Here is a 21,216-nt window from a genome sequence, read left to right on the forward strand (position 1 = left end):
TTTATGGCGTCTTTCCTTTGCGCTTACCTTTGCGTACCGTTGCGCTAAAAATCTAAATTTATGTCATCTTCCCGCATTGTCACCTACAGCCCCGCTTACACAGTTGTCCCCACCTACGAGTGTTTTAATCGCTGTAGTTACTGCAACTTTCGCACCGATCCCGGTAAAAGTCCTTGGCTTACCCTATCAGATGCCCAGAGAGTCTTGCGATCGCTCACCTCTCAAAACGTCTGCGAAATCCTCATCCTCAGCGGTGAAGTGCATCCCCATTCCTCACGCCGTCAGGGATGGTTCCAGCGGATTTATGACCTTTGCGAACTAGCGCTATCAATGGGATTTCTCCCCCACACTAATGCAGGGCCATTAAGTTTTGAGGAAATGCAAAAGCTGAAGGAGGTTAATGTTTCGATGGGGCTAATGTTAGAACAGCTAACACCGCAGCTCTTGCAAACCGTTCACAAACACGCTCCGAGTAAAATCCCAGAATTACGTTTGCAACAGTTAGAGTGGGCAGGAGAATTGCGGATTCCCTTTACAACCGGATTACTCTTAGGAATTGGAGAAACCGAGCAAGATTGGTGGGAAACACTCGAAGCGATCGCGCTTCTCCATCAACGCTACAATCACATTCAAGAAGTCATCCTCCAACCTCACAGCCCCGGCACTCAACAAACCTTCGACGCCCCACCTTTTGACCCCCATCAATTACCAGAAGTCATTGCCAAAGCCCGTCAAATCCTCCCCCCAGACATTACTATCCAAATTCCCCCCAATTTAGTTACAGATTCGAGTTGGTTACTCGCTTGCGTAGAAGCCGGTGCCAGAGATTTAGGCGGAATTGGCCCAAAAGACGAAGTAAATCCCGATTATCCTCATCCTCAATATCATCAATTAAAAGAAATTTTAGAACCTGCGGGTTGGGAATTAGTACCGCGATTGCCAGTTTATCCTCAGTATGATGATTGGTTATCAGATAAGTTGCAAAGTGCCGTCAATCAATGGCGGAGTGCTACGTTATTAGAAGAGAGCATTAAATAGAAGTGATCGCGTCCTCACTCACCCTAAAGCGCGATCGCGCACTCTATCCATGCATGGATAACATCCAAAATTTATCTTTAGATAATTATTTTACATCGTTAAACAATGGTAATTCTAAAAAATATATAATCTAATGCAGTATTTAGTCGGCTTACTAGTTTTTTCAAGTATCACTTACTTTTTAATCGTAGATACAACTATTTTTTATAATGATCTAAAAATAAATAGTAACCGAAATCAATTACTAGTAGATTTTGGGAGGCTTTTGATTTTAGCAGCAATGGCAGGAATTGGATATAAGGTTGCTTCAGAAACTTTTCAACAACCGAATGATTCGATAATCTTTCTAACCAGAGGCATAATCATAGCTTTTTTAATACGTTTAGTTCGTTCAATTAGCTAGCTCTTTGGCTCCATCAGTAGATTGAATAACAAAATTAATGGTTGAATTAGCCAGTAAATATAGCACTTATCGCTTGAGTCAAGTACACTCAGGCCTAACCCCCAACCGACTTCCCGGAATCGGGAAGAAGGCTAAATTTCAAAGCCTCTCTCCTTGTAGGAGAGAGGTTTGGAGAGAGGTCATGCAGCGTAGCTCAGTTGCTTAGAAAGCATATAAAGTGCCATCAAAAGTTTTGATTTTCTAAGTTGGGCTAATGGCAAACGAGTCACTGGTGAAAGGTAGATAAGTGTAATGTGCAACGCAAAACGCTGTGCGTCGCATTCCCGCTCGCCGCAAAGTGCGATCGCTCCCATTCATCCCCTCGACGACTAACCGCATTTTTGTACAATAGATTCACTCATTCAGAAGCTAAGTTTCTAGAGTAAAAATACCTATGCGTAGATTAGGGCGCTACGAGCAAGCGATCGCGAGTATCGATCAAGCACTGGGAGTTGACTCCAGCGACCACAAAATCTGGTACAACCGAGGCGAAGCGCTAGCGAACTTAGGTCGCTATCAAGAAGCACTGGTCTGCTTCGAGCGAACTGTAGAACTTGCACCATCAGACCACGCTGCTTGGGTATTTCGAGGCGTTGTGCTAATTCACTTAAACCGCTATGAAGAAGCGCTCTCTAGCTGCGACAAGGCGCTAGAAATTGCACCAGAAGATAAAGAAGCTTGGACATTCCGAGGTGCAGCGCTGCATGGATTGGGACGGTATAAAGAAACTTACGCTAGCTACGACAAAGCTTTGGGAAACCCAAAGACACCACTATGGCGAAAACTTATTCAGAAATGGGTAATGGGTAATCGGTAATGGGTAATTGTCCATTCGTAATTGCCGCTTTCCAGAGTCCCTTTGCCCGCTCCTTTTCATCAGGGATGAAGTCGGTAAAATAGAGTTATCGAATTCAGGAGCCAGTTTACTGGCATAAAACCCCTATCGAGACTATCTACGGCAATCTTCAAGGTCTTAAGTCCAGCCAACTGAAGCAGCTACAGCGACTGTATCATCAACGGCTACCGGGCGATTGTCTGACTACGCCAGAATTTGCCCAGAGGCTGGCAGCAATCAGCACCGAAATTAACCAGCCAATGTGCGCTTACATCAATCGCCGGGGACAGGTGATTCGGGTAGGAGTGGGAACCCCCAGGCAAACGCAGATTCCCCCTCTAGAATTGCCTCGCTACGGTGCAGAACGACTTAGCGGCATTCGCTGCATCGCCACCCAGTTGAAACCAGAAGCACCCAATGAAGCTGCCTTAACTGCAATGGCAATGCAACGTCTGGATGCGCTAGTGGTGATATCCCTCACTGGGACAGGTTTTGAGCGTCGTGGCGGTGGAGCTACAGGTTATATTAAAGAAACTTATATTGCTCACCTAGTTCCTCACCCCGAAACTCCCTGGAGTTTGTCGCCGCCGATGAGCCTAGATGTGCTGGCGAACCAGGACTTTCTGGAACTGGTCGATGGACTAGAAGCCGAGTTCCAACGGGAATTTGTTGCTCGGCAAGTAGACATCGACCACGACCGGGTGCTGCTGGTCGGTTTGATGACGGGTGACAGGACGCCTCAGCAGTTCCAAGACGGATTGCAAGAATTAGCGCGGTTAGTGGATACGGCTGGCGGACAAGTATTGGAGACAATGCAGCAGAAGCGCCCCCGTCCCCATCCTCAGACAGTCGTGGGTGAAGGAAAAGTACAAGAAATTGCCCTCACCGCCCAGACTCTCGGAGTGAACCTAATCGTCTTTGACCGCGACCTTTCACCCGCACAAGTCCGCAACCTGGAAGTGCAAACTGGCATCCGAGTGGTAGACCGCACTGAGGTGATTTTGGATATCTTTGCCCAACGCGCCCAATCCGGTGCTGGTAAGTTGCAGGTAGAACTGGCTCAGTTGGAATATATGCTGCCCCGCCTGACAGGTCGAGGTCAAGCGATGTCCCGACTAGGCGGCGGTATTGGCACTAGAGGGCCAGGGGAAACAAAATTGGAAACCGAACGCCGTGCGATCGCGCGCCGCATTGCCCGACTGCAACAGGAAGTGAACCAGCTGCAAGCACACCGCTCGCGGCTGCGACTTTCGCGGCAACATCAGGAAGTTCCTTCTCTAGCTTTAGTTGGGTATACGAATGCTGGGAAGTCAACCCTATTGAATGTACTGACGAATGCCGAAGTTTACACGGCTGACCAACTATTTGCGACTCTCGACCCCACCACGCGACGCTTAACGATTCCTGACGCTGTGACGGCTGAACCTCAGCAGATTGTGCTGACAGATACGGTGGGATTTATTCACGAGTTGCCGCCTTCTTTGGTAGATGCCTTTCGCGCCACTTTAGAAGAAGTGACGGAAGCTGACGCGCTGCTTCATGTCGTGGATTTATCTCATCCGGCGTGGCAAAGTCAGATTCGTTCGGTGATGAGTATCTTGTCGGAAATGCCTATAACACCCGGCCCAGTGCTGGTTGTGTTTAATAAAATCGACGAAGTTGATGGCGATACGTTGGTTCTGGCACAGGAAGAATTTCCGCAAGCGGTGTTTATTTCAGCGAGTCAGCGCCTTGGCTTAGAAACCTTGCGTCAGCGCATGAGTCAACTGGTTCAGTATGCAGTTGCACAGGAGTAAATCACTTAAAAATAACTTCTCCGAAAAGTGAAAACTTACGTAATTCTCCGTTAGCTCTGTTTTCTAGCGGAGAATTACATATTTTCTTTTTGAAGTTTTGATAAAGCAAGCCCCTATATTCTTAAAGAGTCAGTAAAAACCACTACCGTACTCTAGACACTATCTACCGAAATCACTTACACATATATTTACACACCATAAAAATGTCTACGGCTAGTTAGATAAATCAGGCAAAAATACAGGAAGTCAATATAATGGCAAAAATCCTCTCAAAACTAAATATCGGATTACCTGTTTTATCTGCTGTTGGTAGCCGTTCTGTTTCGATTTTCGCTTCGGTTGTAGTTGCCGCAGGAATTGCCACCGCATCTTCTACCTTCTCTCCTGCCAGCGCCTTCACAATCACTACAAAGACAGGAGCCGATAGTACAGCGGGAAATCCAGCCGGTCAACAACTGTACGATGTTGGTATTACTAAAAATGACATTGGTAATTCCTTTTTAGTTGACTGGTTCCTTGCCAGCGGTACTAAAAACACGGATGGTAAAAGCACTCCAGTAGATTTAAGCGCTACAGGTATCTTTAAGGTGCTTGACTTCACGCAAAATCTGCTATCTTTGGAAGTCAAAATCACTAATACAACCTCTGCTAATTTCCAGGCAGCGATACTCAGTACTGGGTTTAGCGTAACTCCTGATGCAACTTCTGTGTCATTGATTAAACCAGGAAGCATTTTTGACAATGCTGAGGTTCAAAAGGCTGAGGTTCAAACTGTTAAGGCCAATAAATCTGGTAAGTCTGGTAAGCCGCCTGATAATTCTAGTAATCAGCAGTTTCCTGGGGGCTTTAAAGACATTGATGTTTGCATCTACGCAGCAAATGGTTGCAATGGTGGCGATGTTAAAGATGGTCTGCAATCAGGCGGTAAGTCTGATACGATTAAGGTCAACATTACCGGAAATTTCGGCGTAAATTACGCTGCTACTTTAGATTCTTTTCCCATCAAGTTTCAAACTCAGAATGGAAGTTACGAGCTAGCTGGCAAGCCCAAGCCTAAGCCACCAAAGCCTGTGCCTGAGCCTGGTACAGCAGTAGCTTTAGGATTGGTTGCTGCTGGTGCTGCTAGAGCGTTAAAGCGGAAAAATGTAGTGCAGCCATAATTCGCTTTTTGTTGAAGATTGAGGATTCCTTAATCTTCATATATACACTCGGAACCTCACCCCAACCCCTCTCCGTTCACGGAGAGGGGAGAATATTGAACCTAGTGGTGTTTACGGGAGGGCAGGGATAGGGTTAAACCGTACTCTATTCAATAGAGAATGGCTATAAATGGAAATTTAATCCCCACTCCTGCAAGCTATTAATCCCCGCGGCATAGGTCAGGTTGTATTGCAAAGGTGTCACGGTGATGTAATTTTTGCGAATCGCCTGAACATCCGTTTCTATATGACTGGGTAACAGGGGATTTTCTGGTTGTTCTACCTCCTCCAAAGCCTCACCTGCTAACCAATAATAAGTTTTGCCACGAGGATCTACTCGCTTTTGAAAGATATCAAAATAGCGACGAATTCCTTGACGAGTGAGGGCAACACCAGCAATCTCTTCCCACTTCACAGGCGGTACATTGACGTTGAGCAACATTGCCTCTGGTAGCGGCTGCTTCGATAACTGAGAAAGCAGAATTGTGGCAAACCGGGCAGCGGGTTGAAATTCTCTTAAAGTGTAACTGGTCAGGCTAAAAGCAATGCTGGGAATTCCTTCAATCACGCCTTCCATCGCCGCCGAAACTGTGCCGGAGTAGAGAATATCGGTGCCGAGATTAGAACCGTGGTTAATGCCAGAAAGGACAAAATCCGGAGGGGCATCGAGCAAAGCACCTAGCGCCAGTTTCACGCAGTCGGAGGGGGTTCCCGAACAAGACCAAGCTTTAACTGTGGGATGAAAAATCGAGTCAACGACTTCGGCGCGAATGGGGTCGTGGAGGGTAAGACCGTGACCAGTGGCTGACCGTTCTCGGTCGGGACAAACTACGGTGACATCGTGACCGGCTTCTGCGAGAGCATTGGCGAGGGTGCGAATGCCCAGAGCGAAGATGCCATCATCGTTGCTGATTAGCAATTTCATCAATTCAATCAAGGGGTGCTATCGAGGAGTTCACTCTATTGTGGATGAATTTGCATCGCAGTCTGTAGCAGCTTGTGGCAGATGGATGAGTCAAAATCGCGCTAAACTCAAGCTTACTGCCACTAAAAATGACCCTCTCTAAAATGACCACGATGCTCAACGAGCTTGAGGCTCAATTAGCCGCGCTCAAACAGGAAGCAACTCAAGCGATCGCTGCCGCCGATACCCTGGAACGCCTAGAGGAACTCAGGGTTGGCTATCTGGGCAAGAAAGGGCAGCTCTCGAAGGTACTAGGGGGTTTAGGCAAATTAGACGCAAGCGATCGCCCCCGCATTGGTGCTTTAGCAAATGAAGTCAAAGAAGCGCTACAACAAGACTTGGATCGCAAGCGGACAAACTTACAGGAAGCACAAATCCAGGCAAAGCTGGAGTCAGAAACCCTGGATGTCACGATGCCGGGAGTTTATCGTCCCCTCGGTCGCAAGCACCCCCTCAACAGCACGATCGACCGGGTTGTAGATATCTTCGTCGGACTCGGCTACACCGTCGCCAACGGGCCGGAGATGGAGACAGACTACTACAACTTTGAAGCGCTGAACACTCCCGCCGACCACCCCGCCCGCGATATGCAGGATACTTTCTACCTGCCGGATGGTAATCTGCTGCGGACTCATACTTCTTCGGTGCAGATTCGCTACATGGAAGAAAATGAGCCGCCGATTCGGATTGTTGCACCCGGACGCTGTTACCGTCGGGATACCGTCGATGCGACCCATTCGGCAGTCTTCCATCAGATCGAAATTTTGGCAGTAGATGAAGGACTGACTTTCACTGACCTCAAGGGCACGATTAAAGTGTTTTTGGAGGAGATGTTCGGCGCAGAGTTGCCAATTCGCTTCCGGACGAGTTATTTCCCCTTCACTGAGCCTTCTGCGGAAGTGGATGTGCAGTGGCAAGGGAGATGGCTAGAAGTGATGGGCTGCGGGATGGTCGATCCCAATGTTCTCAAGAAAGTAGGTTACGACCCAGAAGTTTATACTGGCTTTGCTGCTGGCTTTGGTGCTGAGCGCTTTGCGATGGTACTGCATCAAATTGATGATGTGCGCCGGATGTACAGCAGCGATTTGCGCTTTTTGCGGCAGTTTTAAGTAGAGGGAACCTCACTCTCAACCCTTCTCCGCAGGCGGAGAGGGGGCTATTTCCTTGGGTGATGGGGTGCTATTTTTTCGCCTCCCTAAAGAGCAGGTAGGGGTTGGAGGTGATGCTTCCGGTCATACCGCATCCTAAGGTTCAATACTCCCTCCTATCAATATTCTCCCCTCTCCGTGGAGGTCGAGGGGCTGGGGTGAGGTTCCGAGTGTATATATTTCACTAAGAGTGAGAACCCCCGGATAAGTTTTAGATATTTTCCCGACCTAGTATTTTCCCGGATGAAGGGATCTAACTGTGTTAAAAAGAATTAAGTCGCTGCACTTGTAAGAGCGATCGCTAATCAGCCAAGTATCGAAAGAAGTATTCTTTTAAATGCGGTTGAATCCAAACCTAGGGAAAAATTTGGCTTTAGTGCCGCTAGCGATCGCGAGTATCTTTTGTGGAGCTTGTACAGATCAGCTAACAGACAAGCAACTGGAAACATGGCGAACGGAAGCGATCGCTCTCAATGCCCAGAAGGTAAAAGCCAATACCCAAGAGTCACAGGAAACTGAATGGAATCTAGAGATTGGGGGGCAAATTGCTCAGAGGGAATCTGTGCAATTGAATTGGCAACAGCTACAAGCATTGGCAACCGAGCGTGTAAAAACCACAGATCCGAATTTTGTACTCAACCCAAAAGAGATTTTTGACTTTCACGGCATTCGTGTCTCTAGCCTCTTAAAACAGTTAGCGATCGCCTCCGATGTCAGGGATGTTACCTTTGTCTGCTTTGATGGCTACCAAGTGACAATTGCCGTCAAGGATTTGCTTGCCTACCCGATTACATTAGCGATCGCCAGAAATGGCAAACCAATTCCTCGCGCTCAAGGCGGCCCAATTTATTTAATATTTCCGTATAGACGATACCCAGAATTGAAACAGAAGTATAACGAATTATCTTGGGCATTTTACGTTAGCCACATGATAATTGGTACTGAACCCGTAAGATTACGTGTAGGAAAGCGCGAACTAGATTTAGCGACTCTTGACAAACTGCCCCAAGTCACAATTTCGGACAATGTTGGGTATAGAATGGGCTGGCCTACTGGCAAAGTCAAACTTCACGGAGTGCGCGTGCGCGATGTTTTAGCCTTCGCGGGTGTTCAGTTGCCCGTTAATGGCGAAATTGTGGTTCAAGGGAAGGCACCCATTTCCCGTGACCCCTCTAATCCAGTCCGCTTGGCAGCCGCCGACCTGCGCGACTGCGACATTTTGCTGGCAACTAGATGGGGCGATAACCAAGAATCTATCCCCGCAAAAATGGGTGGCCCATTGACACTCGCTTTTGGTTCTAAGTGTCAAGATAGGGAAGAGAAATCTTTCTCTTTGAGCAAACAGAGATGGGTGACATTCGTGGTTGAAATTTTGTCCAATTTTTGATAGAAATTAATACACAACTATCACAACCAAATTTCCAGAAGATATCAACTGTTTTTAAGGATTTTATATGAGCAAACCATTAGATGGAACTCTTTCAACAGAACTGTCTAAACGCATTAAAAGCAAAGCGAAAACTCCTTTTGATAATGCCTATAAAGCAGCCTTGTTAACTGAAGGGTGTATGTATGTTCAAGGTTTTTTAGTTTGGGATGACCAGCCATACAAACCAATTGAGCATGGTTGGCTGGAGCTGGATAATTGTATTGTCGATCCAACTCTGCCACATTTCAATAGAAATCCTCAAGAACTCTACTACTTTCCGGCACAACGTTTAACCATAAAAAAACTGATTGCAGCGGTAGAAGAAGCTCAGGAAGATTATCCAGAAGATGACGCACTACCTGTTTATGATGCTTTACCGCATGAGTATTACGGCAATGTGATGATGGGTGGGAAAAACTATTCGGAGGCATATAACGAGGCTCAAGCTAAGTGCAAAGAGTTGAATAAACCCAAAAAGAAGACTAACTTAGAGAGCGAACCTACTTGAGCCTAGAAAGGATAACTTATTAACAGTCATCAGACACCAAGAATATCAGTGTCTCAAACCGACCTACCAATTTTAAAACTTAAACCGGATGCTAGATGACGCTAGTGGGATGTAATAAAAATGAGAATCACGAGCGCTAAAGCACCATGAAAGTGTTTGCTTTCCACTCAATCCGCACCCAGATTATGACTGCGACAACGCTGTTGATAGTCACGCTAGTTGGCTCAATCGTTTGGGTTTGGGCAGAGACCGAGAGTAACCTCTACCGCCAGCAGCAGAAGAGTCAAGCAAAGTCCTTAGTCAAGCTATCAGCTTATGCCTTAGCGAACGAACTTTCTGAAGATAACTGGAGTCAAATCCGCGTGGATCTGGATTTGCTGATGAAAGAAAATCAGGATTTCCTATACATTCTCGTCTCTGACGTTCGGAAAAAAAATCAGATCCTCGCGTCGTCTCCTAGCGATTTCCAAAACCAGTACATTCCAGATATTGTGCCAGTAAAAGTGACGAATGCCGCCCTAGATTTATCGCAAAAGTCTTCTGCTGTAGAAACATTTGCTTTGCGGGATATCAAGTTTTTGGAGAGCATACGCGCGAAGCGTGGCGAACGAATTATAGAGGTAAGTTCGGATGTCCAAATGGTATCTGGTGAAAAAATCGGCACGTTGCGGATTGGGATGTCGCTACGACAAATTAACCGCGCTGTTGTCTATGCGGTAAATCAGGCGTTGCTGGTGGGTACGGTGGGACTTTTCGTTGGTTTAGTGTATGCGTATATTTTGGCAAAGCGGTTGAGCGATCCAGTGCAGCGTTTGCAGGTAAGTGCTGCCAGAATTGCTGCTGGGGATTTGCATCATCGTGCGGAAATTAACTTGTCTGATGAAATTGGTGCTTTAGCAAAGTCTTTTAACGAGATGTCAGTCGCATTGCAGACATCGTTTAGTAAGTTACAGAAAACTTTGAAATCGTTTGAACATTTCGTACCGGACAAATTTCTTGCAGTTATTGCACCAGAGGGAATTGAAAACATTCAGGTGGGTGTATCAGCGACGCGAACAATGACGATTTTGTTTTGCGATATCCGAGGTTACAGCTCAATGGCTGAACAAATGACGCCACAGCAAACATTTTCGTTTTTGAATGATTTTTTGGAATGTATGGGATTGCCGATTGAAGAGAGTGGTGGCTTTATTGACAAATATATTGGCGATGCAATCATGGCATTGTTCGATGACGAAGGAACTGATTCCGCGGTGCGTGCGGCAATTTTGATGCAACAGACGCTTTCCCTGTTCAATGAGGCGCGGATGCAAAAAGGTTTACCAGCGATCGCTGTCGGTATTGGTATCCATCGCGGTGAGGTGGTGATGGGTACCGTGGGATTTACTTCCCGTATTGACTCTACAGTGGTTGGCGATTCAGTGAATCTAGCTTCTCGCCTGGAGGGTTTAACGAAGCAATATAACTGTAATATTTTGGTAACAGAGTCAGTGGTGAATAGTTTGTACCATCCAGAATCGTTCTACTTGGGATTGGTAGATAAGTCAGTGAAGGTGAAGGGAAAAGACGAAGCGATCGCTATTTACGAAGTCAAGATATAAATCATTAAAAGTTAATACTTTTATCACTTAATTTTCTACAAAAAACAACTGCCAGCAGTTTAGATCCCCGACTTCTTGAAGAAGTCGGGGATCTCGTCCTCACAAATCATTTAAGAGTGTTAGATTTCTGGGTAAAATGCTCTAACAACAATCGGTGAACAAAAATATAACCACCGCCAACTTTCTGTAACAAGATGCGCTCAGTCGCCCAGTCTAGAAAACGAGTGTAATTCCAAGGTATGTAACCGTTGGAGTAAAGAATGACCCGTAAAGCGAAGTGTTTTACGCAAGCTTCACCGGCTGCAAACATTCCAAAAAATAACCCGATAATTAGTCCCCAAAAGAGGGGAATACCCATCACTCCAGCAATGATTTCTAACCCTAGGATTCCTACAATTGCAAAGAACGTTGCATTTCTTGCTGACTGCCAAATCCCTTGATTCGGAACTGTACTGGTTTCGATTCCTGGCCCCATCAACCCACGCATCAATATAAAAATTAGCCACGCACCCAAACTGCCCCGTAGCCCGGAAATCAAACTATCAGTTAACCCTGACTGGAGATTAAACACTAATCCCGAACCTAGCCCACTACTTAATCCCGAAACCAGCCCACTACTTAACCCCAAAATTAGCCCAGCAATCAGCCCAACAACTAGCCCGGATTTCAGGTTATCTTTTGCTTTTGCACTTGACCATTTCAGCGTTTCGACTGGGTTGATTTGATTACTAATCACTCCAAAAATTAACCCTGCACCCAGAAAACCACATAGTCCACTAATGAGTCCAACAATTAATCCAATTTGCAGCCCCGCCGCGTGCCCAGAAATTATACCAGCCCCCAATGCTGCACTCAGTCCAATCAACAAACCCAGAGTAACAGCATACATTCTTCTTTGCCCGTTTGTTGGCAACCAACTAGGCTGAATCCGTTCAATTAAAAATACCGTTTGTGACTTTTCAACTAACCTTTTTGCCAGCCAACTTAGCCAATGTATTGCTTGTTCTTTTGAATACTGAGTATTCCCACTTCTGCGCTCAAACATTCTTTGAATATATTTATCAAATAAATGCTGGCGGCGTTCTTCTAAATTTAGACCGGGTAAGTCAGTAATTGACATTCCTTGGTAAGCGAGGGTCATAATACTGAGTATTAGCGGGGATTTGGCTAATTCTTGCAGTGTCGTATCTGCTTGCAGTGCGGTGTTGAGTGCTGCTAGTTCTGTTCCCGTACTTTTTAGATATTGATAAATTTGTTCTAAAGTGAGCGGTTGGATAAAAACTGCGCCTTGAAATCGGAGACGGTTCGATAACAATTCATAATCTTTGAGGCGGCTACAAACAACAATTTCAGTTTGCCCGTATTCCTGGCTAAATTGATTAATTGCTTCAACACAATGCTCCCGTCGTTCGGCGCTGACTTCATCTAAACCATCTAGTAACAGTAGTAGTTGTTGCTCCTTAATCCAATTCTTGCCAATTTCTTTAGAAACTTGATATTTAGTATTAAGTTCCCGAATCAGCCAGTCAGCAATTTTTTCTTTGGCATTCGTCCAGGCAGAAAGATTAAATACTACGGAAATTGGCTGATTGACATCTTTTTCGGCAAAATCAATGAGATCGCGGGCAAGTTCTAGAAGCGTTGTGGTTTTTCCCGCACCCGGTTCGCCTAAAATTAGCAAAGTTCGCCCTTCTCCCATCTGATTAAAAAGGTCGATGACTCTAGTATTTTTAGATAAAGTTTGTCTGGGTTGGTCAGCAGTTTCCCAGACAATCCCCCAAGGTCTATCGATTGCATCCAAGCGTTTTTCTAAGCCGAGTTCTATTAGCGCTTTGCCATGTAAGGAAGTTTCAAGAACGCCTTTTATCCAGTAATTTTTGACCTTATTGATCAATATCTGGCGATGGCGATACTCCTGACGGCTGTGGGGAATTCTAGGTTCTAATTTCTCTTGTCTAACAGATGGAAGGGGTGAGGTTGGTATCTCTGCAAAGTTAATCGTATTTACATCAGATATGGAAAGCTTTTGGGCGTGCGGCAAGGCTTGGTCGTGAGGTTGCAAAGCTGATAGCATGGTTTTGGCATCTGGATAGCGATCGCTCGAATGGCATCGCACTGCCTTATCCAAAACCTCTACTAAATTCGGGCTAAATCCTAGGGCGTCTGCATCCCACATCATCTCGCCCGTCTGAGGATTGATATGGAAGTCTTGAGGACGTTTGCCCGTCAGTAGATAAATCGCAGTCAACCCTAGACTATAGATATCGCTTGCGTAGACAGGTTTACCCGCTGCTTGTTCTGGGGGCATATAACCCAGCGTCCCGACAGCAATTGATTGACTGATGTCGCCTTGGGCATCCACCACCCTATCGATGATTTCCTTGGCGATGCCAAAATCGATTAAAACAGGTTTGTCATCCTGTTGTCGCAGAATAATATTGCTCGGTTTAATATCTCGGTGGATAATTCCTTTGGCGTGGATATAATCCAAAACTAGCAAGAGACTTGCTAGAATTTCCTTGACTAAATCTTCGCTGAGAAGTCCCTGTTGTTGCAATTTTTGACTCAGGGTGAAACCTTCAATCCATTCCTGAACTAAGTAAAATTGCCCTTGTTCCTCAAAATAAGCGTGCAACCGAGGAATTTGTTCGTTCCCTTCACCCAGTTGCTCTAAAATAGCTGCCTCTCGCTGAAATCGCTCTTGAACGAGTTGATAAACTTGGGGGTTATTGGCTACAGGTTTCAGTTGCTTAATGACACAGATACGACGAGAAGGCATATGGGTGTCTTCCGCCAAAAAGGTTTCGCCAAACCCACCTGTTCCCAACGCCCGAATGATGCGATAGCGGTTATTTAAGAGCGTCGGTGTCATCTCAGTTTACGCTGTTACTGGTTGCTGGTTATTCTATACAAGCATCATAGCTGGGAGCGATCGCGCTCAGTTGAAGAGGATATGAAGATGTGTAGGACGGAGTTTGAGGCGAAGCTGCGCTCTCACTTCTTGCAACTACTGTTACTCTGAGGCATATAGTAATCCTAAATAATTCGTGAAGGCGAGATCCCTGACTTCTCGAAGAAGTCGGGGATCTGAACCGCTGGCATCTCACCACTCAAATAAGATTGCTATATACAGTTACATTTTGGCAAAGTGTTCTCTTAGCAAGTCGTGAATGAAGCGATAGCGTCCACCGACTTGCTTAATCAACCTACGCTCATTTGCATAGCTGAGAAAACGCGCATAGTTCCAAGGAATTGCCCCACTCTTCCACAAGATTAGGCGCAAGGCGAAGTGTTGAATGACAGGTAAACCAGCAGCATTGATGCCAAATATTAGCGCCCAACCAAGTCCAGGAATCACTATACTGATAGGCTCAATAAACTGTCCTCTAACTACCAACGGTGCTGCGTGAAGTAACATTGTCGCAGGCAAGAGAACCCAACTAATAATTATAGTATTTTTGGCTGAATCTTTAATTCCTTGATTAGGTTTATTTGGATTTTTTATTTCTTCCCCAGTTAGCCTCCTAATCAGCTCAAGGATCAGCCCAATAATCAGCCCAATCAGCCCAAAAGTCAGCCCAAAAGTCAGCCCACTAATCAGCCCAATAATCAGCCCAAAAGTCAGCCCACTAATCAGCCCTTTTCGAGCTTTTTCCCAAGTAATAGTTAAATCGTTAGCAAGCTCTATTTTCTTATTAATCAGCCCAATAATCAGCCCACTAATCAGCCCAATAATCAGCCCAAAAGTCAGCCCACTAATCAGCCCACTAGTCAGCCCACTAATCAGCCCAATAATCAGCCCAAAAGTCAGCCCACTAATCAGCCCAAAAACAAATTTTTGTTTGGGGCTATCTAAAAAAGATGCCTGCATTTTTTCAATAAAAAACTCTGTCTGCTTCTGCTCTTTTAGAGTTATAGCCAGCCAAATCAACCAGCGTTTACTATCCTTTGGCTCATATCCTTGACAATCGTGAGGCAGTTCTAAGCGGCGTTTGATATAAGCATCAAACAAGTCTTTGCGGCATATCTCCTGGTATGTTTCGAGTTCAGCCGGAGAATTGAAGTGTTCAGCTTTGCTTTCCAAACCATTTGGATAAGCTACCGGAATGAGATGTAAAAACAGCGGCATTTTTGCCAACTTCAGTAAACCATCTGGGTCATTCTCCATACCATGCCAGAGGTGTCCGCATTTTAATCGTTGCAGATAGCCTTGAATCTGCTTTTCTTCCAGTGGCTTCAGACAAACTGCTCCCCGTAGCGTTAAGATTTCCTCACCTGCTTTGTACTCTTCCTCACGGCAGCAGACGACAATTTGAGATAGGCGAGAAGTGGTTTGCAGAAATTTATTAATTCTGTCAATACACTTTCCCTGACGAGTTTTCAATTCATCCAAACCATCCAACAGCGGCAATAATTTACCTGTTTCCAACCACTCACAAGAAATTGCCTCTGGGATATTATTGCGAAACTTTAAGTCAGCTACCAGCCAGTCAGCAATAGGTTGCTTATCATCTTTCCAACTAGAAAGTTCAAAGATTACCGGGATTGGCTTTTCCGGCTGCTGTTGGGCACCTAAAATCAAGTCTTGCGCTAGTTCCAGCAGCATCGTAGTTTTGCCAGATCCAGGCGCACCTAAAATTAGCAATCTGCCTTCAATATCATCTTGCTTAAAGACATCTATAATTTTTTTGCCCGGTTCTGATTCAGCGGTTACTCGTGTAAATTTCCGTAGCATCTCCCACCAATCAGGAGACGGTTTAGCATTCACGGGTACTTCTGGAGGTCGTCCTACCGCTTCCCGTTGGTCTTCCATCAGTAGTGGAATCAACTGATCATCATGCAGAGAGTCTTCCATCCGCACTTTCACATCAGTTAGCATAATCGCTAGTAAATCTTGCCGCCATTTCAATAAAATTGCTTCTGGCGTACTGCTGGAATTTTCAGCGTTATTCCCTTGCCTACTTCTGAGCAAATACAGCGTCGTGGGCACCGCAAAGACGTAGCCAATGCCCAAAGTCCAGCAAACTTTTTTCATCCAGTCTGCGTTTTGCTCGGCTGGCGATGTGGTGATAAATCCGCCGCCAACGAGGGCTAGAACGCCGCACAACACTCCTAACCCAAAAATAAAGCACTTGCCGCGTAAAGAATTCTGTTTGTCAAATGCACTAGGCAGCAGTCCTCCAATAACGGCAAGTAATCCCAGCAGCAATAAAAGCAGTAGCCGAAGGAAGTCAGGAGTTGTCATATTTGAAAATAACCAGGATTAGATGCCAAGCGATCACAAGCTCAATCTGGGCATAATCGCACTATACTCACACAAATAAATTCGTCGCTATTCTATCCCTCTCCTCCTCTGCGTCCTCTGCGGTTCGATCATCTTTCATCGACGGATATCCCCGTGCTAACCTGTTGAGAATCATTACGCTGATACACTTGTACCTACCCGAACAGCCTAATTGACCAGCACCTATGGTCTATGTCAAGCGAGTGGAACTCAGTAACTTCAAATCCTTCGGCGGCACTACCTCAATTCCGTTGCTGCCGGGGTTTACCGTGGTTTCTGGCCCTAATGGTTCGGGGAAGTCGAATATTCTCGATGCGCTGCTGTTTTGCCTCGGACTCGCCAGTTCTAAGGGAATGCGGGCGGAACGCTTGCCGGATTTGGTGAATCACAACCAAACCCATCGCGGCACGGTGGAGACTAGCGTGACGGTGACGTTTGATTTGTCTGATGTACCGGATGCTTTCGCAGATGAGGAGGAGGAAACGCACAATGGGCAAGGAGAAAATCCCGACGATCCCACCCTGGAAAAAGTGGGTGACGATCCCCCCCTGCCACCCCTTAAAAAGGGGGGGAGAAATGATAACTCAGACTGGAGTGTGACGCGGAAACTGCGAGTCACTCAGCAAGGTACGTACACGTCGAATTACTACATCAACGGTGCATCCTGCAACCTCACCGAACTCCACGAACAAATGAACCGCCTGCGGATTTATCCAGAAGGCTACAACGTGGTGCTGCAAGGGGATGTCACCGGGATTATTTCGATGAACCCGCGAGAACGGCGGGAAATAATTGATGAATTGGCTGGAGTGGCGACCTTTGACCGGAAAATTGTGCAGGCGAAGAACACGCTAGATTCCGTTAAAGAGCGGGAAGATAGCTGTCGCATCGTTGAGGCGGAACTGGTTGCCCAACGCGATCGCTTATCTCAAGATCGCATCAAAGCCGAAAAATACCAAAAACTTCGCGCCGAACTTCAGCAGAAAGAACAGTGGGAAGTCGTTCTAAAATGGCGAAGCCTTCAACAACAAGAGCAACGCCTCAAAGAGCAAATCGCCGCAGGCGATCGCACTTCCGTTGAGTTAACCACCCAACTAACTGCCCTCTACGCTCAAATCCAGCAAGCAACGGCAGAACTCGACCAACTGAATACCCAAGTGAAGGCGCTGGGGGAAGAAGAACTTCTGGCTTTGCAATCGGTTCTCGCGACTCAGGAAGCGGAACGGCGTGCGGCTCAACGCCAGCAGCGCGAGTTAGAAACAGCACTTGGGACGACGACAGCGAATATAGAACACGAGGAGCGAAGTCTTCAACAACACCAGCAAACGCTGCAACATCTGACTGAGGAGAAACACGATGTAGAGACGCGATCGCTCTTTTCTCTACGTGGCGCACGGGATGAAGCGCAGCAAGTTTTAGAGCAAAGACGGGAAGCCGCCAGTGCGATCGCTGCCGCCTCGGAAGCTTGGGTGCAGCAACAAACCGCCCTAAATCGCCAAATCGAAATTTTACTGCAAACGGTCGAACCGCAACGAACCGAGCAAGCGCAACTGAGAGAGCGTTATGCCAACTTGGGGCGGCAAATCGAGGAGCAAAACCAGCTTTTAAAAACAATTGAGCCAGAATCTACCACAAAACAGTCTCGATTAGCTGATTTTGAAATCCAACTCAATGATTATGCCCAAGAAATCCAATCCTTAGCGCAATCTCTCGCAGCCGCCGAACACGAACTGCAAATCCAGCAAGAAACTCAGAAGCGACTGCTACAAGAGCAACGGGACAAACAACGCCAACTCGATAAACTCGAAGCGCAAGCGCAAGCGGAGCAAGAAGCGCAAGGCACCTTCGCCACCAAAGTGATTTTGCAATCAGGATTACCCGGTGTCTGCGGCTTAGTCGCCCAGCTAGGGCGCGTGGAACCCCGCTATCAGCTGGCACTGGAAACCTCCGCTGGTGGGCGTCTGGGAAATCTCGTAGTAGAAGATGACGGCGTGGCAGCGGCGGGAATCGAACTGCTGAAACAAAAACGGGCAGGGCGGATCACGTTCTTACCCCTGAATAAAATTCAGCCCCCGCGATTTTCTCAAACCGTCGCCCTGAGTTATGCGAATGGATTTATTGACTATGCGGTGAATTTGATTGATTGTGAGGCGCGATATCGGGATATCTTCGCCTACGTCTTCGGCAGCACCGTTGTCTTTGAAAACCTCAATGATGCGCGTCGTCACTTGGGGCAGCACCGGATTGTCACCGTCGATGGGGAACTGTTGGAAAGCAGCGGGGCGATGACGGGTGGCAGTAGCAATCAACGTTCCGGGCTGCATTTTGGGACGGCTGACGCGGCAGAATCGGCAGAAGCAGCAGCGTTGAGAAATCGCTTGCAAGAGATTGAGCGAATTTTAGATCGCTGTGGTGAAATTATCAGTTCTTTGACTGCAAAAACCAAGCATCTGAGTCAAGAATTGACGGAGGCGAAGGCGAAGCGGCGGGAACAAGAACTGCAATGCCAACAGTTGCAAAAGGAAATTAAGAACTTAATTGCACAAACAGAACAAGCGCGATCGCTTCTTTCTAAAAATACCCAAGAATTCCATACAGCTGAGTCTCGCTTAGCCTCCCTTAATGCCGAATTACCCGCGCAGGAAGCGCAACTGCAACAATTGCGGCAAGCTTTAGCGGAATTAGAACAATCTCAAACTTCTAGCGAATGGCAACAAATTCAGGCGACGATTAAAACCGGCGAACAACAGCTACAAGAACGGGAAAAAGCGCTTCGGGCTGCTGAGCAAAGATTAAAAGATTTGGAAAATCAGCAACAGCGATCGCAAGAAAAAATCCAAGAATGTCAGCAGCGCTTGCAAGAATATCGCACGCAACAGATAGAACAACAAAATCAGCTAACAGCACTCAACACTAAAGCCGAAGAACTTAGCACTCAAATTGCCCAAACCCAAGCCGGATTAAAACAGCAAGAGGAGAAATTAGGGGAAATTAAACAACAACGCGATCGCGCCGAACAAGAATTGCGATCGCGTCATCTTTCCCAACAGCAGCTGGAATGGCAACAGCAAAAACTCCAAGAAACCCAACAACAGCACCGGGAAGCCTTAGCCACTGTGCAACCGCAGCTAGAAGCGCAACAGGCAGAATTACCCGATCCGCTGCCAGAAGTGCCCATGCTTGTCAATCCGGGTTCTACCGAGACGGAAGCGATCGCCTTTGACTCCTTAATCGCTCAACTCGAACAATTGCAAAAAGAAATGCGAGCGATCGCCAAACGCCTGCAAGCAATGGAACCCGTCAATATGCTGGCGTTAGAAGAATACGAACGTACCACCACCCGATTAGAAGAACTCACTCAGAAATTAGCAACATTAGAAGCAGAACGCACCGAATTGTTATTGCGAATTGAAAATTTCACCACCCTCCGACGCCGCGCCTTCCAAGAAGCCTTCGATGCAGTCAATCAAAACTTTCAGTCAATATTTGCCGAACTTTCCGATGGCGATGGCTACTTACAACTCGACGATTCTGAAGATCCTTTCGTTGGAGGTTTAAACCTCGTTGCACACCCCAAAGGCAAACCCGTACAGCGGCTTGCTTCCATGTCCGGCGGCGAAAAATCCCTCACCGCCCTGAGTTTCATCTTTGCCCTGCAACGCTACCGTCCCTCGCCATTCTATGCTTTTGATGAAGTCGATATGTTTTTGGATGGGGCAAACGTAGAGCGATTAGCTAGAATGATTAAACAACAAGCGATGCAGGCGCAGTTTATTGTTGTGAGTCTCCGACGCCCTATGATTGAGTCATCTGAACGCACGATCGGCGTCACTCAGGCGCGAGGAGCTTACACCCAAGTTTTGGGACTAAAATTGCAGTCTCAAAAAGAGTCTGTATGATTTGAATTAGTATTAGTAACTAATAGGATTCGAGATCGGGATTCGGCCTCCAATGACATCTGAACAAATCCGTCAACGCTCCGACATTTTAAATACCCAAGTCATCACCCGCGACACTGGTAAGCGCGTGGGTGTTGTCAAGGAGCTATTGGTAGACATCGATCAGCGCAAGGTTGTGGCGCTCGGTTTGCGAGACAATCTGCTCTCGATTGCGGGAATGCCCCGGTATATGCTCCTTGATAGCATCCGTCAGATGGGCGATGTGATCTTGGTTGAAGATGACGACGTTATTGAAGATATCGACGTTGATGCCTACAGCACCCTGATCAACAGCGAAGTGATTACGGAAACGGGCGAACTTCTAGGGAGAGTCCGGAGTTTCAAGTTCGATCCTGACAGTGGCAAAGTTTACTCCTTGATCGTTGCATCTTTGGGGTTGCCGCAAATTCCCGACCAGGTGATTAGCACCTATGAGCTGCCGATAGAGGAAATTGTCAGCAGTGGCCCGAATCGATTAATTGTATTTGAAGGCTCCGAAGAGCGTCTCGTTCAGCTAACGGTGGGCGTTTTAGAGCGTCTGGGCATCGGCAGAGCGCCTTGGGAACGGGAAGACGAGGAAGCTTACTTTCAGCCGACGGTTGCATCGGACAAGCAGCTGGGAACTGGCATCCCCATTCGCACCCCGACCGTCACGCCGATTCGCACTTCTACCCCGGTTGTTGAAAACCGCTGGGATGAGGACGAGTGGGACGAACCAGAACCAGAGCCAGTTCGGAAGCGCCAAGCCGAATCCATTTATTACGAAGAAGACGACGAAGAGGATAACTGGAGCGAGGCGACAACCGAAACGCGGGGCGTTCGCTATGAAGATCGACCCTACGTGGAATCTGAGCCATACGACGACGAAGAGGACTACGAAGAAGACGCATACGAGGAGAAAGATGTTTGGGAAGATGCTGAGGAGCCAGAACCTTACAAAGCGCCCCGCCTAAACATTCCTGAAAAAACCAAAGCGCCGGAGTACGAAGACGGCACCTATTAAGGTGAACCCCACCCCAGTCCCTCCTCGTGAA

Annotated in this window: 14 protein-coding genes; 10 read left to right on the top strand and 4 right to left on the bottom strand. The window is 46.9% G+C overall.

The features are described from left to right. Window positions 1–60: 60 nt before the first annotated feature. A complete protein-coding gene (gene cofG / locus NDA03_RS02525; protein WP_190678629.1) occupies window positions 61–1,038 on the top strand; it encodes a 7,8-didemethyl-8-hydroxy-5-deazariboflavin synthase subunit CofG in 978 nt (325 codons plus the stop codon). 643 nt (window positions 1,039–1,681) lie between these two features. Here cofG and NDA03_RS02530 read toward each other — a convergent pair. After that, window positions 1,682–1,819 carry a hypothetical protein gene (locus NDA03_RS02530; RefSeq protein WP_348237195.1) on the bottom strand — a complete coding sequence of 46 codons (138 nt, stop codon included), beginning with the start codon at window positions 1,817–1,819 and terminating at the stop codon, window positions 1,682–1,684. Between the two features lie 55 nt (window positions 1,820–1,874). On the opposite strand from NDA03_RS02530, the gene NDA03_RS02535 reads away from it, so the two are divergent. The 3 genes from NDA03_RS02535 to NDA03_RS02545 all read left to right on the top strand — a co-directional run bounded on the left by NDA03_RS02535 (window position 1,875) and on the right by NDA03_RS02545 (window position 5,271). Beyond that, window positions 1,875–2,297, top strand: a complete 423-nt coding sequence (locus NDA03_RS02535) for a tetratricopeptide repeat protein (RefSeq protein WP_190528668.1) — start codon at window positions 1,875–1,877, stop codon at window positions 2,295–2,297. Window positions 2,298–2,422: 125 nt separating this feature from the next. Further along, window positions 2,423–4,111: a GTPase HflX gene (gene hflX, locus NDA03_RS02540; RefSeq protein ID WP_348237261.1), complete on the top strand. Its 1,689-nt coding sequence runs from the start codon at window positions 2,423–2,425 to the stop codon at window positions 4,109–4,111. A 254-nt stretch (window positions 4,112–4,365) separates the two neighbouring features. After that, entirely contained in the window at window positions 4,366–5,271 is a 906-nt protein-coding gene (locus NDA03_RS02545) for a cistern family PEP-CTERM protein (RefSeq protein WP_190528669.1), read from the top strand. A gap of 163 nt (window positions 5,272–5,434) precedes the next feature. On the opposite strand, the gene surE is transcribed toward NDA03_RS02545, so the two are convergent. Beyond that, complete coding sequence (gene surE / locus NDA03_RS02550; RefSeq protein ID WP_190415809.1) at window positions 5,435–6,235, bottom strand: 5'/3'-nucleotidase SurE; 801 nt, start codon at window positions 6,233–6,235, stop codon at window positions 5,435–5,437. A 152-nt stretch (window positions 6,236–6,387) separates the two neighbouring features. Here surE and pheS point away from each other — a divergent pair, with 152 nt between their 5' ends. From pheS to NDA03_RS02570, 4 genes are all read left to right on the top strand, one after another. Further along, window positions 6,388–7,383: a phenylalanine--tRNA ligase subunit alpha gene (gene pheS, locus NDA03_RS02555; RefSeq protein ID WP_190415893.1), complete on the top strand. Its 996-nt coding sequence runs from the start codon at window positions 6,388–6,390 to the stop codon at window positions 7,381–7,383. 376 nt (window positions 7,384–7,759) lie between these two features. Further along, a complete protein-coding gene (locus tag NDA03_RS02560) occupies window positions 7,760–8,809 on the top strand; it encodes a molybdopterin-dependent oxidoreductase (protein WP_190528671.1) in 1,050 nt (349 codons plus the stop codon). Between the two features lie 67 nt (window positions 8,810–8,876). Then, window positions 8,877–9,359 carry a hypothetical protein gene (locus NDA03_RS02565; RefSeq protein ID WP_348237197.1) on the top strand — a complete coding sequence of 161 codons (483 nt, stop codon included), beginning with the start codon at window positions 8,877–8,879 and terminating at the stop codon, window positions 9,357–9,359. Window positions 9,360–9,505: 146 nt separating this feature from the next. Beyond that, window positions 9,506–10,960: an adenylate/guanylate cyclase domain-containing protein gene (locus tag NDA03_RS02570; protein WP_348237198.1), complete on the top strand. Its 1,455-nt coding sequence runs from the start codon at window positions 9,506–9,508 to the stop codon at window positions 10,958–10,960. A 106-nt stretch (window positions 10,961–11,066) separates the two neighbouring features. On the opposite strand, the gene NDA03_RS02575 is transcribed toward NDA03_RS02570, so the two are convergent. Then, entirely contained in the window at window positions 11,067–13,832 is a 2,766-nt protein-coding gene (locus NDA03_RS02575) for a protein kinase (RefSeq protein WP_348237199.1), read from the bottom strand. A 261-nt stretch (window positions 13,833–14,093) separates the two neighbouring features. Beyond that, on the bottom strand, window positions 14,094–16,205 hold the full coding sequence (locus tag NDA03_RS02580; RefSeq protein WP_348237200.1) for an NACHT domain-containing protein: 2,112 nt from the start codon (window positions 16,203–16,205) through the stop codon (window positions 14,094–14,096). A gap of 224 nt (window positions 16,206–16,429) precedes the next feature. Here NDA03_RS02580 and smc point away from each other — a divergent pair, with 224 nt between their 5' ends. Both smc and NDA03_RS02590 read left to right on the top strand, forming a co-directional pair. After that, on the top strand, window positions 16,430–20,143 hold the full coding sequence (gene smc, locus NDA03_RS02585; RefSeq protein ID WP_348237202.1) for a chromosome segregation protein SMC: 3,714 nt from the start codon (window positions 16,430–16,432) through the stop codon (window positions 20,141–20,143). A 52-nt stretch (window positions 20,144–20,195) separates the two neighbouring features. Further along, a complete protein-coding gene (locus NDA03_RS02590) occupies window positions 20,196–21,185 on the top strand; it encodes a PRC-barrel domain-containing protein (protein WP_348237204.1) in 990 nt (329 codons plus the stop codon). The last annotated feature ends 31 nt before the right edge of the window (window positions 21,186–21,216 follow it).

The sequence above is a fragment of the Trichocoleus sp. Lan genome (assembly GCF_039961855.1).
GTDB lineage: Bacteria > Cyanobacteriota > Cyanobacteriia > Cyanobacteriales > FACHB-T130 > FACHB-T130.

Excerpts from the sequence above, each read along its gene's own strand:
- NDA03_RS02570 (WP_348237198.1), top strand. The coding sequence starts at position 9,506 with ATGAAAGTGTTTGCTTTCCACTCAATCCGCACCCAGATTATGACTGCG.
- cofG (WP_190678629.1), top strand. The coding sequence starts at position 61 with ATGTCATCTTCCCGCATTGTCACCTACAGCCCCGCTTACACAGTTGTC.
- pheS (WP_190415893.1), top strand. The coding sequence starts at position 6,388 with ATGCTCAACGAGCTTGAGGCTCAATTAGCCGCGCTCAAACAGGAAGCA.
- NDA03_RS02575 (WP_348237199.1), bottom strand. The coding sequence starts at position 13,832 with ATGACACCGACGCTCTTAAATAACCGCTATCGCATCATTCGGGCGTTG.
- NDA03_RS02545 (WP_190528669.1), top strand. The coding sequence starts at position 4,366 with ATGGCAAAAATCCTCTCAAAACTAAATATCGGATTACCTGTTTTATCT.
- NDA03_RS02560 (WP_190528671.1), top strand. The coding sequence starts at position 7,760 with ATGCGGTTGAATCCAAACCTAGGGAAAAATTTGGCTTTAGTGCCGCTA.
- smc (WP_348237202.1), top strand. The coding sequence starts at position 16,430 with ATGGTCTATGTCAAGCGAGTGGAACTCAGTAACTTCAAATCCTTCGGC.
- NDA03_RS02535 (WP_190528668.1), top strand. The coding sequence starts at position 1,875 with ATGCGTAGATTAGGGCGCTACGAGCAAGCGATCGCGAGTATCGATCAA.
- NDA03_RS02590 (WP_348237204.1), top strand. The coding sequence starts at position 20,196 with ATGACATCTGAACAAATCCGTCAACGCTCCGACATTTTAAATACCCAA.
- NDA03_RS02580 (WP_348237200.1), bottom strand. The coding sequence starts at position 16,205 with ATGACAACTCCTGACTTCCTTCGGCTACTGCTTTTATTGCTGCTGGGA.
- NDA03_RS02530 (WP_348237195.1), bottom strand. The coding sequence starts at position 1,819 with ATGCGGTTAGTCGTCGAGGGGATGAATGGGAGCGATCGCACTTTGCGG.
- surE (WP_190415809.1), bottom strand. The coding sequence starts at position 6,235 with ATGAAATTGCTAATCAGCAACGATGATGGCATCTTCGCTCTGGGCATT.
- NDA03_RS02565 (WP_348237197.1), top strand. The coding sequence starts at position 8,877 with ATGAGCAAACCATTAGATGGAACTCTTTCAACAGAACTGTCTAAACGC.